Source organism: Microbacterium sp. 1.5R (assembly GCF_001889265.1).
Taxonomy (GTDB): Bacteria; Actinomycetota; Actinomycetes; order Actinomycetales; family Microbacteriaceae; genus Microbacterium.
In genome coordinates this window covers 2,195,113-2,210,494 of sequence record NZ_CP018151.1, presented here as the reverse complement: position 1 = coordinate 2,210,494, position 15,382 = coordinate 2,195,113, and the positions used below count along the sequence as shown (strand labels likewise).

Here is a 15,382-nt window from a genome sequence, read left to right as displayed (position 1 = left end):
GCACCGGGTAGTATCGGGACGCGTTCGGGTGCACGACGACTAAGGCTCTGCACCGTGGCGAAAGGACCCTCCCCATGAGCACGGAATCACCCTTCCTGAACAGTGACGACTCAGCTGCAGACCGGTCGTCGGCGTCAGACGAGTCACCTCTCGACGAGGACTTCTCCGATGACGACGGCGTGCTCTATGACGATGAGGTGACGCCGGAGTACGGCATCCTCGGATTCACCTTGCGGGAGCTGCTCATCGTCGGCGTGTGGCTGATCGCCTTCATCGCGTCGTTCTTCCCGTACGTCGGAGACTCGTCCATCTGGGGTGCCGGAATCCAGTGGGTCCTCCCGATCGGCGTGCCGACGGTCGCCGTGTTCCTGCTGGTCCTCCGCCGTTTCTCACCCGACGGCATCCGCCGGGTCGGCTCGCTGGGGATCGACCAGTTCGCTTCCGTGGCGTTCTCCGTCTCAGCGGTCTTCTGGCTAGGCGCACTCTGGAACGCCGTCGCGTTCGCGATCGAGTTCGGTGTCTTCGGGCTGCCCTGGAACGGCGTCGTTCAGCTGCTCGCAGCGCTCGCGCTCGTCGTCCTCACGGTCTTCGCTCCGCTGGTGCCCGGCCTCAAGGAAGACTTCCAGGGCCGACTCGTCACACTCGCGCACCGCAACGCCAATCCGGTCCGACCGGTCATCGCGCGTCCTCGCCCCGAGCCTGCCGCCCCGGGCGCCGACGCTCCCGTCGCCGTCGAGGCCGATACTTCGGCCGACACGGACCTGCGACCTGCGTCGTACGCATCGCCCGCCTCGTCGAGCGATGTCGCTCCTGAGGCCCACACCGCCGCGACGGATGCCGCGCCGACGGCCTACGCGACGGACGCTGCACCGACGGCCTACGTGACGGACGCCTACGGGACGGACGCCGCGCCGACGGCCTACGGGACGGACGCCGCACCGACGGCCTACGCGACGGACGCTGCCCCGACCGCCTACACGACACCCTCGGCGGAGGGGATCGACGTCGAACTGTCCCGTGAGCAGGCGACCGATGAGGTCGCCCGTCTCGATGTCGCCGAGCAGGTGCCGCTGTCCTCCCACGCGTCGGGCGGGGGGACCGGGACCGAGGAGACGACATCCGATGAGGAGTACACCCCGGCGTACTCGCGCCGGTCGCGCGGCCAGGAACCCGAGATCGTGTCCGACACCGGAAGCATCGAGTCGCTTCTCGGTGCGACCGCGCGCGATGTCTCGTCGCCCGAGACGACCGCGTTCCCCGCCGTCGAACACGACTCGGACTTCGCCGCGACGAGCCCTCAGGACGCCTACTCGACCCCGCAGCCCTTCTGGATCCTCGCGCCGACCGAGCGGGACGTGCATGACGAACGCGGCGAGGTCATCTTCCGAATCGGACCGAATGCGTGGGCGCTCGTCATCGAGGACCGCGGTGGCGCCTATGTCATCCGACACGACGACGGTCGCATCGGCTACCTGCACGACATCTCAGACATCACGAAGGGCTGATCTTGCGCACGATCGATCTGCGAGGGCGCACGCTCTCGCCGGCTGACATGCTCGCGGCCGTGCCGCGAGCCACCCAGGCACGGGCCGAGGCTCTCGACACCGCCACGCGCATCGTCGAGGACGTGCGCGAGCGCGGCGAAGAGGCGCTGCGCGAGCAGGCTGAACGCTTCGATCGTGTCACGGGTCATGAGATCCGCGTGCCCGCGCAGCACATCGCCGATGCTCTCGAGACCCTCGCGCCTGCTGTCCGCGATGCCCTCGACGAGGCGATTCGCCGGGTGCGCATCGCCTCCGAAGCCCAGGTTCCCGAACGTCGGATCACCCGGATCGGCGCCGGCGCGACGATCACCCAACGCTGGCAGCCTGTGCACCGCGCGGGCGTGTACATCCCCGGCGGCAAGGCGGTGTATCCGTCCAGCGTCATCATGAACGTCGTCCCCGCCCAGGTCGCGGGCGTCGAGCAGATCGCGCTCGCTTCACCGCCCCAGGCGGACCAGGGAGGTCGCGTCCACCCCACGATCCTCGCCGCGGCAGGCCTCCTCGGCATCACGGAGGTGTACGCCATCGGCGGCGCCGGCGCCATCGGTTCCTTCGCGCACGGCGTCGCCGGCATCGGACTCGACCCGGTCGACGTGCTGTCAGGGCCCGGCAACAACTACGTCGCCTCCGCCAAGCGGGCGGTGGCCGGGGTCGTCGGCACGGACTCCGAGGCGGGGGCCACCGAGATCCTCGTCGTCGCAGATGCCGCCGCGGACCCGCGTCTCATCGCCGCCGACCTCGTCAGTCAGGCCGAGCACGACGAGCAGGCTTCGGCCGTCCTCGTCACCGACTCGCCTCAGCTCGCCTATCGTGTCGCCGAAGAGGTGGCGCAGCAGGCCGGCGCGACCCGTCACACGACCCGGGTGGCCGCAGCTCTCGACGGACCGCAGTCCGCGATCGTGCTCGTCGACGACCGTGCCATGGCCACGGCGTTCAGCAATGCCTACGCTCCCGAGCACCTCGAACTTCACCTCGAGGATGCCGAGGACGCCGCCGACAGCTTCACGAGCGCAGGTGCGGTGTTCGTCGGCGACCACACGCCGGTGAGTCTGGGCGACTACATGGCGGGCAGCAACCACGTTCTGCCGACCGGGGGACAGGCGCGCTATGCGCCGGGACTCGGCGCCTACACGTTCCTTCGTCCGCAGCAGGTGATCTCCTACGATCGGGCCGCCCTGGCCGAGGTCCGTGAGGGGGTCGTCGCCCTCGCCGAGACCGAAGTGCTCCCCGCGCACGGCGAGGCGATCGAGGCGCGTTTCACCGCGTAGGATCGGTCAGATGCACTGCCCCTTCTGCCGTCACTCGGACTCTCGCGTCATCGATTCCCGCACCAGCGACGACGGTCTCTCGATCAGGCGCCGTCGTCAGTGCCCTGAGTGCGGCGGGCGTTTCACGACCACCGAGACGGCCAGCCTCAACGTCATCAAGCGTTCGGGCGTCATGGAGCCGTTCAGTCGCGAGAAGGTGATCTCCGGCGTGCGCAAGGCGTGTCAGGGGCGCCCCGTGACCGAGGCCGATCTGGCGGTCCTCGCTCAGCGTGTCGAGGAGGCCGTGCGGCAGACAGGTGTCTCGCAGCTCGATACGAACGAGATCGGCTTGGCCATCCTCGGACCCCTCCGCGACCTCGATGAGGTCGCATACCTGCGGTTCGCGAGCGTGTATCAGGCTTTCGATTCGCTCGAGGATTTCGAGAGCGCGATCACGGATCTGCGCGCCGACCACGTCAAGCCGGAGCCTGCCGACCGGTAATCTGGCAGTGATGTATCCGCTGCTCTTTCGCGCTGTCCTGTCGCGCTTCGACCCCGAGTTCGCCCACCACGCCGGTATGGCGGTGATCCGCGTGCTCGGAGTGCCTCCGCTCTCCTGGGCGACGCGGGCACTGACGAAGCCGGACCCGTCGCTGCGGGTGGACGCACTCGGACTGAGCTTCTCCTCGCCCTTCGGCATCGCCGCCGGGTTCGACAAGAACGCGATCGGTGTCCGCGGTCTTGCAGCGCTCGGCTTCGGCCACGTCGAGGTCGGAACCGTCACCGCGATCCCGCAGGAGGGCAACCCGAAGCCCCGACTGTTCCGGCTGATCGCCGATCGTGCGGTCATCAACCGCATGGGATTCAACAACGAGGGCGCGGATGCTGCGGCCCGGCGCCTCGCGCGGTTGCGTCGCGGCGCCCCTGACACGGTCATCGGAGTCAACATCGGCAAGAGCCGTGTCGTCGACGTCGAGGACGCCACCGCCGACTACGTCGCTTCGGCGACGCGGCTGGCCCCGCTGGCCGACTACCTGGCCGTCAACGTCTCGTCCCCGAACACCCCGGGTCTTCGGGGACTGCAGGCGGTGGAGACGCTGGCTCCGCTGCTCAGGGCGGTGCGCGCGGCATCCGGAAAGACTCCGCTGCTCGTCAAGATCGCCCCCGATCTGGCTGACGACGAGATCGCCGCGATCGCGAAGCTCGCCGTCGACGAGGGCCTCGCCGGCATCATCGCGCACAACACCACGATCAGCAGGGATGGACTCACGACGGACGCGGCGACGGTCGCGGCCATCGGAGCGGGCGGCCTCTCCGGCGCGCCCCTCAAGGAGCGCTCGCTTCAGGTGCTGCGTCTGGTTCGCTCGACCGTGCCCGCAGAGTTCTGCGTCATCGCCGTCGGGGGAGTGGAGACGCCCACGGACGTTCAGGAGCGACTCGAAGCGGGCGCGACGCTCGTGCAGGGCTACACGGCGTTCCTGTACCGCGGTCCGTTCTGGGGACGCGAGATCAACCGGGGCCTCGTCGCACGCTGAGAAGCTGCGCGTACGAACAAGAGAGGCGCCTCGTGCTCCTAGAGCACGAGGCGCCTCTCTCGATGATTCAGGGGATCAGGCGGGGCGGTCGCCGCGCTTGACCTGCGGCTTGGGCAGACGCATGAACCGCATCTGCAGCGACCGCATCGCGGCGTACCAGCCGAGACCGCGCTCCATGCGGTCCTTGCCGAACTTCGCGGCGACCTTGCGCTTGACGCGCATCCCCAGCAGGATCATGCCGCCGATCGCGAGGATCAGGTACGCCATCATGACCAGGTACGCCCAGCCGGCGATCGCGAAGCCGCCGATGGCGAGGTTGGCCGGAAGGAGCGAGATGAGGATGACGAGCACCATGACGCCCATCACGAACTCGGCGGGGTGCCATCCGGCGTCCACGTAGTCGCGGACCCAGCGGCGCTGCGGGCCCTTGTCGCGAGCCGGGAGGTACTTCTCCTCGCCGGCCGCCAGACCGGCCTGCGCGCGGTTGCGTCGCTCGCTGAGCTCGGCGCGCGCTGCGGCCTTGGCCTCCTTGGTGTTCGCGACCAGAGGACGGCGGCGGGCCGCTTCCTGCTCGGCCCGGGTCGGCGTCGCGCGTCCCTTGCCCGACGCGGTCGTCTCGGCGGCGTCGTCGTTCGTCGAAGGGGGGACAGGGGTAGTGGCCACGAGGTTCCTCGGTTCAGTGAAGGCGGATCACCTTAAGATTACTCGCATGACATCTCCTGCCCAGCCCGGTGACCAGAATCTGTCCAGCGAACGCGAGCCGGCCGTCCTCGAGGCCGCAGCCACAGGGTTCCCGGCCGCGCTGAGCGACCTGGGCGCACTCGTCCGCATCCCCGGCATGGCCTGGCCCGCGTTCGACCAGACGCAACTCGAACGCAGCTCGGAGGCGGTCGCCGCGCTCGCGACGGCGACGGGGGTCTTCGACGACGTGCGGGTGCTGCGCGCCGCGATCCCCGGCACCGACGAGCACGGGCAGCCTGCCGTGCTCGCGACGCGTGCTGCGCGCAACGGCAAGCCGACGATCCTGCTCTACGCGCACCACGACGTGCAGCCTCCGGGAGACGACGCGCTGTGGGAGACGCCGCCGTTCGAACCAACGGTGCGCGACGGACGCCTGTACGGGCGCGGAGCCGCCGATGACAAAGCGGGCATCATGGCGCACATCGCCGCGATCCGCGCTGTGGCCGAGGTCGTGGGCGACGATCTCGAGCTCGGGATCGCGATGTTCATCGAGGGGGAGGAGGAGTACGGATCGCGCTCCTTCGCTCAATTCCTCGCGGACAACAAGGAAGCGCTCCGGGCGGATGCGATCGTGGTCGCCGACTCGGGCAACTGGGATTCGGTCACCCCCGGCCTCACCGTCTCGCTCCGTGGCAATGCGCGCTTCACCGTGCGCGTGCGCACCCTCGACCACGCGTCCCACTCGGGCATGTTCGGCGGAGCGGTTCCGGACGCCATGATGGCCACGGTGAGGATGCTCGCCACGCTCTGGAACGAGGACGGCTCCGTCGCCGTCGAGGGGATGACCGAGCGCGACGCGCCGACGCCGGAGTACACCGAGGACACGCTCCGCGATGAAGCGGGTCTTCTTCCTGGCACGTCTCCGGTCGGCGGCGGCAGCATTCTCAGCCGGATCTGGAACAAGCCGGCGGTCACGGTCATCGGGATCGATGCGACGAGCGTCGCCGCGGCGTCGAACACCCTCCTTCCCGAGGTGACGGTGGTCGTGAGCGCGCGCGTCGCGCCAGGTCAGACGGGGGAGGAGGCGTATGCCGCCCTCGAGGCGCATCTGCGCGCGAACGCGCCGTTCGGTGCGGAGCTGACCTTCACCGACGTCGACCTGGGAAACGGCTTCCTCGTCGACACCAGCGGCTGGGCGGTCGCCCTCACCCGCGATGCGATGCGCGACGGGTACGGTGTGCCGCCGGTCGACCTCGGCGTCGGCGGTTCGATCCCGTTCATCGCAGATCTGGTGCGGGAGTTCCCCGATGCGCAGATTCTCGTGACCGGCGTCGAGGACCCGCACTCGCGTGCCCACAGCCCGAATGAATCGCTGCACCTCGACACGTTCCGCCATGCGGTCGCGACCGAGGCTCTGCTGCTCTCGCGCATGAACGACATCATCATCTGAGCCGCATCCGCGAGCCTGAGGGTAAAATCGAGATACCAGCCGTGCGAGCGCGGCCCGTCACAAGGAGCGACATGAGCGACACCACACTGACTTCGGCAGAGACCACCCAGGCGCACGGCGTGAAGCTGACCGATGCCGCGGCCACAAAGGTCAAGAACCTTCTCGAGCAGGAGGGCCGCGATGACCTGCGTCTGCGCGTAGCCGTTCAGCCCGGCGGATGCTCCGGCCTGATCTACCAGCTGTACTTCGACGAGCGATTCCTCGAGGGCGACGAGACCGTCGACTTCGACGGCGTCGAGGTCATCATCGACAACATGAGCGTCCCGTACCTCGACGGCGCCTCCATCGACTTCAAGGACACGATCTCGGAGCAGGGCTTCACGATCGACAACCCCAACGCCGCAGGCAGCTGCGCCTGCGGAGACAGCTTCCACTGATCCGAACCCCTCCGCCAACCTGCGTGGTTGGCATGAATCAGGTGTGAGGTTGCCCTAGACTTGGGTGTGCCCTGTCCGCAATCTGAAAGGTGCATCGTGCCCTCGAAACGCCGCCTTCGTTGGGCCGCTCTCCCCCTGGGAGTAGCGGCAGCCGTGGCCCTGGCGGGATGTACTGCCACTGAGCTGAACGGTTACCTCCCGGGCTTCGTGGAGGGTGAGCCTGCGGCCACCAACCAGACCGAGCGCGTCTCGTCGCTCTGGGTCAACTCCTGGATCGTCCTCCTCGCCGTCGGCGTGATCACCTGGGGCCTGATGGCCTGGGCCGCGATCGCCTACCGTCGCCGGAAGGGTCAGACCGGACTGCCCGTGCAGATGCGGTACAACATGCCGATCGAGATCTTCTACACGGTCGTGCCGCTGATCCTCGTGCTGGGCATGTTCTTCTTCACCGCGCGTGACCAGTCGGCGATCGAGACGAAGTGGGACGAACCCGACGTCGAGATCACGGCCATCGCCAAGCAGTGGGCGTGGGACTTCCAGTACGACGGTGAAGAAGAGGACAACTCCGACGCCGTCTGGACGATGGGAATCCAGGCCCAGCCGGACGCGGACGGCACCATCGATCAGGCGCAGCTCCCGACGCTGGTGCTGCCGGTCGACCAGAAGGTCACGATCAACCTGCAGTCCCGCGATGTCATCCACTCGTTCTGGATCATCGACTTCCTGTACAAGAAGGACATGTACATCGGGAAGGACAACTCCTGGTCCTTCATCCCGACCCGAGTCGGCGAGTACGCCGGCAAGTGCGCCGAGCTCTGCGGCGAGTACCACTCGATGATGCTCTTCAACGTCAAGGTCGTCGAGCAGGACGAGTACGACGCCTACCTCCAGACTCTCGAGGAGGAAGGCAACACGGGAGACATCACGGACGCGTACGACCGTCTGTCGAACTACCCGGGGACCACCGCCCCGACCTCCGAGGAAGGAGAGGAGTAAGCCATGTCGACCACTGAAGCCCCCCGCACCGACGAGGCCCCTCGCTCTCGACCCACCACCCTGCCCGCACGTCAGGCTGCTCTCATGAGCTCGTCGCGTGTCGAGCAGAAGGGCAACATCGTCGTCAAGTGGATCACCTCCACCGACCACAAGACGATCGGGTACATGTACCTCATCGCCTCGGTGCTGTTCTTCCTCCTCGGCGGCGTGATGGCACTCGTCATCCGTGCAGAGCTCTTCGCTCCGGGAATGCAGATCATCCCGACCAAGGAGCAGTACAACCAGCTCTTCACGATGCACGGCACGATCATGCTGCTGATGTTCGCGACACCGCTGTTCGCCGGATTCGCCAACGCGATCCTGCCGCTGCAGCTCGGCGCCCCGGACGTCGCCTTCCCGCGTCTGAACGCGTTCGCGTTCTGGCTGTTCCTCTTCGGCTCGACGATCGCCGTCGCCGGCTTCCTCACCCCCCAGGGTGCGGCCTCGTTCGGATGGTTCGCCTATCAGCCGCTCGCCAGTGCGTCCTTCTCTCCGGGTGCCGGTGGAAACCTCTGGATGCTGGGTCTCGGCATCTCGGGCTTCGGAACCATCCTCGGCGCCGTGAACTTCATCACCACGGTGATCACGATGCGCGCACCGGGTATGACGATGTGGCGCATGCCGATCTTCTCGTGGAACACGCTCATCACGAGCCTCCTCATCCTGATGGCCTTCCCGGTGCTCGCCGCCGCGATCTTCGCCGCAGGTGCGGACCGCGTGCTCGGCGCTCACATCTACGACCCGGCCAACGGCGGTGTCCTGCTCTGGCAGCACCTGTTCTGGTTCTTCGGTCACCCTGAGGTCTACATCATCGCTCTGCCGTTCTTCGGCATCGTCTCCGAGATCTTCCCGGTCTTCAGCCGCAAGCCGATCTTCGGATACAAGACGCTCGTGTACGCGACGATCGCGATCGCCGCACTGTCCGTCGCCGTGTGGGCTCACCACATGTACGTGACCGGCTCTGTGCTGCTGCCGTTCTTCGCCCTCATGACGATGCTCATCGCAGTGCCGACGGGTGTGAAGATCTTCAACTGGATCGGCACGCTGTGGCGTGGATCGGTGACCTTCGAGACCCCGATGGTGTTCGCACTCGGCTTCCTGGTGTCGTTCGTCTTCGGTGGCCTGACCGGTGTCATCCTCGCGGCTCCGCCGCTGGACTTCCACCTGTCCGACTCGTACTTCGTGGTCGCGCACTTCCACTACGTCGTCTTCGGCACCGTCGTGTTCGCGATGTTCGCCGGGTTCTACTTCTGGTGGCCGAAGTGGACCGGACGCATGCTCAACGAGCGCCTGGGCTACGTGCACTTCTGGATGCTGTTCATCGGCTTCCACATGACGTTCCTCATCCAGCACTGGCTGGGCGTCGACGGCATGGTGCGTCGCTACGCCGACTACTCGCCGGAAGACGGATGGACGTGGGGCAACCAGGTCTCGACGATCGGCGCGATCATCCTCGGTGCCTCGATGCTGCCCTTCTTCCTGAACGTGTGGATCACGGCTCGCAAGGCTCCGAAGGTCACGGTGAACGACCCGTGGGGCTACGGCGCTTCGCTCGAGTGGGCGACGTCCTGCCCGCCGCCGCGTCACAACTTCACGTCGATCCCGCGTATCCGCAGTGAGCGTCCCGCGTTCGACCTGAACCATCCCGAGGCTGCGGAGTTCACGCCCGCTGCGCCCGGCGAGCGAGAGGGCCACTGAGCCATGCGCGACAATGTCATCCTCTGGTGGGTCCTGACCGCCTTCTTCGCCCTGGTCGGCGTCGTCTACACCGGCTGGCACATCCTCGCCACGCCGTCGGACAACTTCGCCGCGCGGATCGAATGGGTCGGCACCGTGGCGCTGTTCTTCGCCGCGTTCATGGGCGCGATGATCGCGTTCTACCTCGACCGCACGCACAAGGCTCAGAACGGCGAATTGCCTGAGGACATCCTCACGAGCGACATCGACGACGGAGACCCCGAGCTCGGCGAGTTCAGCCCCTGGTCCTGGTGGCCGATCGTCCTCGCGGGTTCCGCTGCCGTCTTCGTCGTGGGACTGGCCGTCGGACACTTCCTGCTTCCGATCGGCCTGGCGATCTTCGTCGTCGCGATCGTCGGCTGGGTCTACGAGTACTACCGCGGGAACTTCGCCCGCTGATCTGCATGCAGAAAGCCCCTGGGATCTCCATCCCAGGGGCTTTCTGCATGTCCTGTCGCTACGCGCGGCTGCGGACACGGGCGATGCCCGTCAGCGGGTCGACAGGCCGACGGTGGACGCCGTCGGCGTCCTCCACGGGATAGCCCTCCCTGACCCAATACTCGAACCCGCCGATCATCTCGCGAACGGCGTAGCCGAGCTTCGCGAACTCCAGAGCGCCCTTCGCGCCGGCGTTGCACCCCGGGCTCCAGCAGTAGACGACGACGGCGGCGTCGAGGGGGATCTCGGCAGGAGCGCGGCTCGCGATCTCGCTGTAGTGCATCTGTGTCGCTCCAGCGACGCGTCCCTGCGCCCACGCTTCCTCTGAGCGGACATCGATGATGACGATGTCGTCTTCGGAGCGAAGAGCGGCATACACATCGCTCGCATCGGTCTCGTAGGCGAGCTTGGCGGCGTAGTAGTCAGCGCGATCGATCATGCGCTCAGCCTAGGCAACGGCGCGAGGTCCCGCCGTCATCATCCGGACGGCGGCGCACTGGATTCCGCCAATGTGGAGTGCAGGCTCAGAGCTCCGCTGTCATCTGGACGCGGCGTCCGTATCGGTCGAGGCCGAGGGCGGCCTCGGTCTCCACCAGGCCGCGCTGGAACGGCGTCTCGGGGATGCTCTCGAGGAACCCGCACGACGCGTAGAAGGGCGCGTTCCACGGGATCTCGGCATAGGTCCGCAAGGTCATGCGCGTGTAGCCGCGATCCCGCGCCTCATCGAGTGCAGCGCTCACAAGGCGGCGTCCGAATCCCTGTCGTCCCACGGTGGGGAGGACAGACAGCTGTTCGAGGTGCGCATGACCGTCGGAGTCCAGGACATGGACGAAACCCACAGGGGAGGAGCCCTCTGACTCTTCCAGAACGAGAACGAATCCCGGCTCGGCGAGGCGTTCGGCACCGTTCGCAGCGGGAGGCCATACTGGCGCCCCCAGACTGTCGATCAGGAGAGCGTCAGCCTGGGCCTCGATGGCGGTCAGGAGCTCCGCATCCTCGGACGTGGCGGGCCTGATCGCAGAGCTCATCGGTTCGTCTCCGCGATCGCAGCGACCGCTTCGATCTCCACCAGCTGGTCGTCGTACCCCAGCACGGTGACGCCCATGAGGGTGCTCGGTACGTCGTGCTCCGCGAAGGCCTCGTGAACGACGTTCCATGCCGTGACCAGATCAGCCTGAGACGACGACGCCACGAGGACCCGCGTGCTGATGACGTCGGCGATCGTGGCGCCACTGGCGCGCAGCGCGAGATCGAGGGTCTCCAGGCAACGTGACGCTTGCGCGGCGTAGTCGCCGGGGGCCGTGGTGGTTCCGTCGTCCTCGAGCGGGCAGGCGCCCGCGAGGAAGATGAGTCGGGAGCCCGCCGGAGCAGTGGCGGCGTAGGCATAGGGGGCGGCAGCGAGATCGGCGGATCGGATGAGTTGGACTGCGGAGCTCATGGCACGATCCTTCCACGTTCACTTGAGAGCCTCCCGGACATGAAGAAGGCCCTGTCCGGAACGGACAGGGCCTTCTTGCGGGGGAGCGGCGATGTTACTCGTCGTCCTCGGACTTCTTCTTGCGAGGCTTCTTCACCGGCTCGGTCGCGATGACCGTGCTGGGAGTGTTCGCCGTCTCGTCGACGTGCGTCTCGCTGACGGTGATCGGAGCGTCGGGGACGCCGGCGCGCTCATGGGCGCCCTGGATCTCCGCCGCCTCGGTCTCATCGTTCTGAGCCGTGACGTGGTGCTGGTGAGCGTCCGCAGCTTCGATCTCCGCCTGCGTGAGCGGCGCGAGCCGGTCCTCGAAGAACCACCGTGAGATGGAAGAACGGAGGTTCTCCGTCCACGAGATTCGTCCCTTCGCGTTCGGACGCACGACCAGAGGCTCGTAGTTGTCCACATCGATGAGCTTCCAGCGGTCGTACGTGTCGACCGGCTGGTGCACCTCGATGAACTCGCCGCCGGGAAGGCGGACGATGCGTCCGGACTCGAAACCGTGCAGCACGATCTCGCGGTCCTTCTTCTGCAGCGCGAGGGCGATCCGCTTGGCGATGAAGTAGCCGAGGACCGGTCCGACGAACAGCAGCGCCTGGAGCGCGTGGATCACGCCCTCCATGGTCAGCATGAAGTGCGTCGCGATGAGGTCGGAGGACGCTGCAGCCCACAGGACGGCGTAGAAGATCACGCCGGCGACGCCGATCGCGGTGCGGGTCGCCGCGTTGCGCGGACGCTGAGCGATGTGGTGCTCGCGCTTGTCTCCCGTGATCCACGCCTCGATGAAGGGGTAGATCGCGACGAGCACGATGAAGAGCCCGAGGACGACCAGCGGCAGCAGGATTCCGAACGACCAGGTGCGATCGAGGAAGACCACGTCGAGGTTGGACGGAGCGAGGCGCAGGGCGCCGTCCGCGAATCCGATGTACCAGTCAGGCTGAGTACCGGCGGAGACGGGGGAGGGGTCGTACGGGCCGTAGTTCCAGATCGGGTTGATCTGGAAGAACGTCGCGATCAGCACGATCGTGCCGAAGACGATGAACAGGTAGCCGCCCATCTTCGACATGTACACCGGCATCATCGGGTAGCCGACGACGTTGTCGTTCGTACGGCCGGGGCCGGCGAACTGCGTGTGCTTGTTGACGATCATCAGCATGAGGTGCACGGCGATGAGACCGATCACCAGCAACGGCAGCAGCAGGATGTGCAGCGTGTACAGGCGTCCGACGATGTCCGTACCCGGGAACTCGCCGCCGAAGAGGAGGAACGAGGTCCAGGTGCCGATCAGCGGGATGCCCTTGATCATGCCGTCGATGATGCGGAGGCCGTTGCCCGAGAGCAGGTCGTCGGGAAGCGAGTATCCGGTGAAGCCCTCGGCCATCGCCAGGACGAACAGCACGAAGCCGATCACCCAGTTGAGCTCGCGGGGCTTGCGGAACGCGCCGGTGAAGAACACGCGCAGCATGTGCACGCCGATTCCCGCGACGAAGACGAGTGCGGCCCAGTGGTGGATCTGGCGAACCAGGAGACCACCGCGGAGGTCGAACGAGATGTGCAGCGACGACTCGAGTGCCGCCGACATCTCGATGCCGCGCATCGGAGCATAGGCGCCCGTGTAGTGCGTCTCGACCATGGAGGCCTGGAAGAAGAACGTCAGGAAGGTTCCGGACAGGAACACGACCACGAAGCTCCACAGCGCGATCTCGCCGAGCATGAACGACCAGTGGTCGGGGAAGATCTTGCGGCCGAGCTCCTTGACGAAGCCGGAGATGCTGGTGCGCTCATCGATGTAGTTCGACGCGGCGCCGACGAATCGGCCGCCGAGAGGCGCCTTGTTGTCCTTGTCCTCTTTGGACAGCGTTGCGGTGCTCAATGGCGCTCCCAGAAGCTCGGGCCGACGGGCTCGGTGAAGTCACTGCGTGCGACGAGGTAGCCCTCGTCGTCGACGGTGATGGGCAGCTGCGGCAGCGGACGCGCGGCAGGTCCGAAGATGACCTTGGCGTGATCCGTGACGTCGAACTGCGACTGGTGGCAGGGGCAGAGGAGGTGGTGCGTCTGCTGCTCGTAGAGTGCCACCGGGCATCCGACGTGCGTGCAGACCTTCGAGTACGCGACGATGCCGTCGTACGACCAGTCCTTGCGGTCTTCGGCCTCGATGAGCTGCTCGGGGCGCAGGCGCATCATCAGCACGATGGCCTTGGCCTTCTCCTCGAGGTAGCCGTCGTGGTGGCTGAGCTCTGCGAGATCCTCGGGGATCACGTGGAATGCGGATCCGAGGGTCACATCCGCTGCGCGGATCGGGGTGCCGTCGGGGTCGCGCACGAGACGCTGGCCCTTCTCCCACATGGTGTGCTTCAGCAGCGTGACCGGATCGCCCGCGGTGGGGTCGTCGGGTGTGCTGTGCGGAGCGAGACCGCGGAAGAGCGTGACACCGGGGATGATCGAGGCCACGATCGCCGCGAACAGCGAGTTGCGGATCATCGTCCGTCGTCCGAAACCGGACTCCTCGTTGGCCGTGGCGAACGCCTCGACGACGGCCTCTCGCGTCGAGTCCTTGCCCCGGGTGGGGTGACGGTGCTCGATGTGCTCCTTGTCGCTCATCAGCGCCTTGGACCAGTGGATCGCGCCGATGCCGATCGAGAGCAGCGCGAGTGCGATGCCCAGACCGATGAAGAGGTTGTTCTGACGGATGTCGATGAGCGCGCCGCTCTCGATGGGGAAGAGCATGTAGGCGGCGACCGCCCAGATGCTTCCTGCCAGCGAGAGATAGAACAGCGTGTAGACCGTGCGCTCTGCAGCCTTCTCAGCGCGCGGGTCCTTGTCGGTCATCCGCGCGCGGTGCGGCGGCAGCCCCGGGTTCTGCACGGGATCGCTGACTGCGACACCCAGCCCCGGAGAGGGCTGGTAGGCCCTGTCAAGAGCCTGCGAGTCGTCGTCGTGTGCCATGGTGCTCCTCGTACGTTCCTCTTCGATGAATAAGCGTCAGTTGGACTTCGCCGTGATCCACACGGTGATGGCGACGAGCGCGCCGATGCCGAAGATCCAGACGAACAGGCCCTCGGAGACGGGACCGAGCGAACCGAGCGAGAAACCGCCGATCTGCACGGACTGCTGCTGGTAGAGCAGAGCCGAGATGATGTCGCGCTTGTCTTCGTCCGACAGGTTCATGTCGCCGAAGACGGGCATGTTCTGGGGGCCGGTGACCATGGCCGCGTACATGTGCAGCGCGCTGGTCTCGGTCAGTGCGGGGGCGTACTTGCCCTCGGTGAGTGCTCCTCCGGCGGCCGCCACGTTGTGGCACATCGCGCAGTTGACGCGGAACAGCTCCGCGCCGTTGGCGACGTCGCCTTCGCCGTCGAGGATGTGGTCCTCGGGGAAGGTGGGGCCGGGAGCCGACTCCTGCACGAAGGAGGAGATCGCGAGGATCTGCTCCTCGGTGAACTGCGGCTCCTTCTGCGGCGCCTGGGGCCCCTGCATCTGCAGCGGCATGCGGCCGGTCGACATCTGGAACTCGACCGCGAGCTCGCCGACGCCGTAGAGGCTCGGTCCGTTCGCCGTGCCCTGCAGATCGAGACCGTGGCAGGTGGCGCAGTTGGCCGTGAACAGCTTCTCGCCGTCCTCGACGGTGAGCGTGCTCGCCGCGGTGGTCTGGGTGTCGGTCGCAGCGAAGGCTGCGGACGTTCCGGCGTACACGGCGCCGGTGATCATGAGGCCTGCTCCGATGAGGGCTGCCGCAGCCAGGGGACTGCGACGGCCATTCGAACGGCGCTTCTTCTCTCGTGCCATCTCGGGGATCAGCTCCGC

The 15,382-nt window shown here is 66.8% G+C and carries 16 protein-coding genes; 9 read left to right on the top strand and 7 right to left on the bottom strand.

The window, feature by feature from the left end:
- The first annotated feature begins 74 nt into the window (after window positions 1-74).
- Genes BMW26_RS10575 through BMW26_RS10560 form a run of 4 tightly spaced genes read left to right on the top strand, consistent with a single transcriptional unit; the run spans window position 75 to window position 4,326 of the window.
- Window positions 75-1,505, top strand: a complete 1,431-nt coding sequence (locus BMW26_RS10575) for a hypothetical protein (RefSeq protein ID WP_230100720.1) — start codon at window positions 75-77, stop codon at window positions 1,503-1,505.
- Complete coding sequence (hisD, locus tag BMW26_RS10570; protein WP_072592311.1) at window positions 1,505-2,812, top strand: histidinol dehydrogenase; 1,308 nt, start codon at window positions 1,505-1,507, stop codon at window positions 2,810-2,812. The genes BMW26_RS10575 and hisD overlap by 1 nt, the downstream gene beginning before the upstream one ends.
- Before the next feature lie 10 nt (window positions 2,813-2,822).
- On the top strand, window positions 2,823-3,293 hold the full coding sequence (nrdR, locus tag BMW26_RS10565; protein WP_053096729.1) for a transcriptional regulator NrdR: 471 nt from the start codon (window positions 2,823-2,825) through the stop codon (window positions 3,291-3,293).
- A gap of 10 nt (window positions 3,294-3,303) precedes the next feature.
- Window positions 3,304-4,326 carry a quinone-dependent dihydroorotate dehydrogenase gene (locus BMW26_RS10560; protein WP_072591448.1) on the top strand — a complete coding sequence of 341 codons (1,023 nt, stop codon included), beginning with the start codon at window positions 3,304-3,306 and terminating at the stop codon, window positions 4,324-4,326.
- 75 nt (window positions 4,327-4,401) lie between these two features.
- On the opposite strand, the gene BMW26_RS10555 is transcribed toward BMW26_RS10560, so the two are convergent.
- Window positions 4,402-4,989, bottom strand: coding sequence for a DUF3043 domain-containing protein (locus tag BMW26_RS10555; RefSeq protein ID WP_053096724.1), 588 nt, complete (start codon window positions 4,987-4,989; stop codon window positions 4,402-4,404).
- 46 nt (window positions 4,990-5,035) lie between these two features.
- On the opposite strand from BMW26_RS10555, the gene BMW26_RS10550 reads away from it, so the two are divergent.
- The 5 genes from BMW26_RS10550 (at window position 5,036) to BMW26_RS10530 (ending at window position 10,065) form a co-directional block, all read left to right on the top strand.
- Window positions 5,036-6,457, top strand: a complete 1,422-nt coding sequence (locus BMW26_RS10550) for a dipeptidase (protein ID WP_072591447.1) — start codon at window positions 5,036-5,038, stop codon at window positions 6,455-6,457.
- 71 nt (window positions 6,458-6,528) lie between these two features.
- On the top strand, window positions 6,529-6,894 hold the full coding sequence (gene erpA, locus BMW26_RS10545) for an iron-sulfur cluster insertion protein ErpA (protein WP_053096720.1): 366 nt from the start codon (window positions 6,529-6,531) through the stop codon (window positions 6,892-6,894).
- 96 nt (window positions 6,895-6,990) lie between these two features.
- Window positions 6,991-7,890 carry an aa3-type cytochrome oxidase subunit II gene (ctaC, locus tag BMW26_RS10540; RefSeq protein WP_053096718.1) on the top strand — a complete coding sequence of 300 codons (900 nt, stop codon included), beginning with the start codon at window positions 6,991-6,993 and terminating at the stop codon, window positions 7,888-7,890.
- A gap of 3 nt (window positions 7,891-7,893) precedes the next feature.
- The gene (ctaD, locus tag BMW26_RS10535; RefSeq protein WP_053096716.1) at window positions 7,894-9,627 is read left to right on the top strand and encodes an aa3-type cytochrome oxidase subunit I; all 1,734 of its coding nucleotides are present in this window, start codon (window positions 7,894-7,896) and stop codon (window positions 9,625-9,627) included.
- Window positions 9,628-9,630: 3 nt separating this feature from the next.
- Complete coding sequence (locus BMW26_RS10530) at window positions 9,631-10,065, top strand: cytochrome c oxidase subunit 4 (protein ID WP_053096714.1); 435 nt, start codon at window positions 9,631-9,633, stop codon at window positions 10,063-10,065.
- 58 nt (window positions 10,066-10,123) lie between these two features.
- Here the strand turns inward: BMW26_RS10530 and BMW26_RS10525 are convergent, their stop codons facing one another.
- The 6 genes from BMW26_RS10525 to qcrC all read right to left on the bottom strand — a co-directional run bounded on the left by BMW26_RS10525 (window position 10,124) and on the right by qcrC (window position 15,364).
- A complete protein-coding gene (locus BMW26_RS10525; RefSeq protein ID WP_072591446.1) occupies window positions 10,124-10,543 on the bottom strand; it encodes a rhodanese-like domain-containing protein in 420 nt (139 codons plus the stop codon).
- An 85-nt stretch (window positions 10,544-10,628) separates the two neighbouring features.
- Window positions 10,629-11,132 carry a GNAT family N-acetyltransferase gene (locus BMW26_RS10520; RefSeq protein WP_072591445.1) on the bottom strand — a complete coding sequence of 168 codons (504 nt, stop codon included), beginning with the start codon at window positions 11,130-11,132 and terminating at the stop codon, window positions 10,629-10,631.
- The gene (locus BMW26_RS10515) at window positions 11,129-11,542 is read right to left on the bottom strand and encodes a RidA family protein (protein WP_053096708.1); all 414 of its coding nucleotides are present in this window, start codon (window positions 11,540-11,542) and stop codon (window positions 11,129-11,131) included. The genes BMW26_RS10520 and BMW26_RS10515 overlap by 4 nt, the downstream gene beginning before the upstream one ends.
- A 94-nt stretch (window positions 11,543-11,636) precedes the next feature.
- Entirely contained in the window at window positions 11,637-13,451 is a 1,815-nt protein-coding gene (qcrB, locus tag BMW26_RS10510; protein WP_053096706.1) for a cytochrome bc1 complex cytochrome b subunit, read from the bottom strand.
- On the bottom strand, window positions 13,448-14,524 hold the full coding sequence (qcrA, locus tag BMW26_RS10505; RefSeq protein ID WP_042538395.1) for a cytochrome bc1 complex Rieske iron-sulfur subunit: 1,077 nt from the start codon (window positions 14,522-14,524) through the stop codon (window positions 13,448-13,450). The genes qcrB and qcrA overlap by 4 nt, the downstream gene beginning before the upstream one ends.
- Window positions 14,525-14,560: 36 nt before the next feature.
- Window positions 14,561-15,364: a cytochrome bc1 complex diheme cytochrome c subunit gene (qcrC, locus tag BMW26_RS10500; protein WP_053096702.1), complete on the bottom strand. Its 804-nt coding sequence runs from the start codon at window positions 15,362-15,364 to the stop codon at window positions 14,561-14,563.
- Window positions 15,365-15,382: the final 18 nt, after the last annotated feature.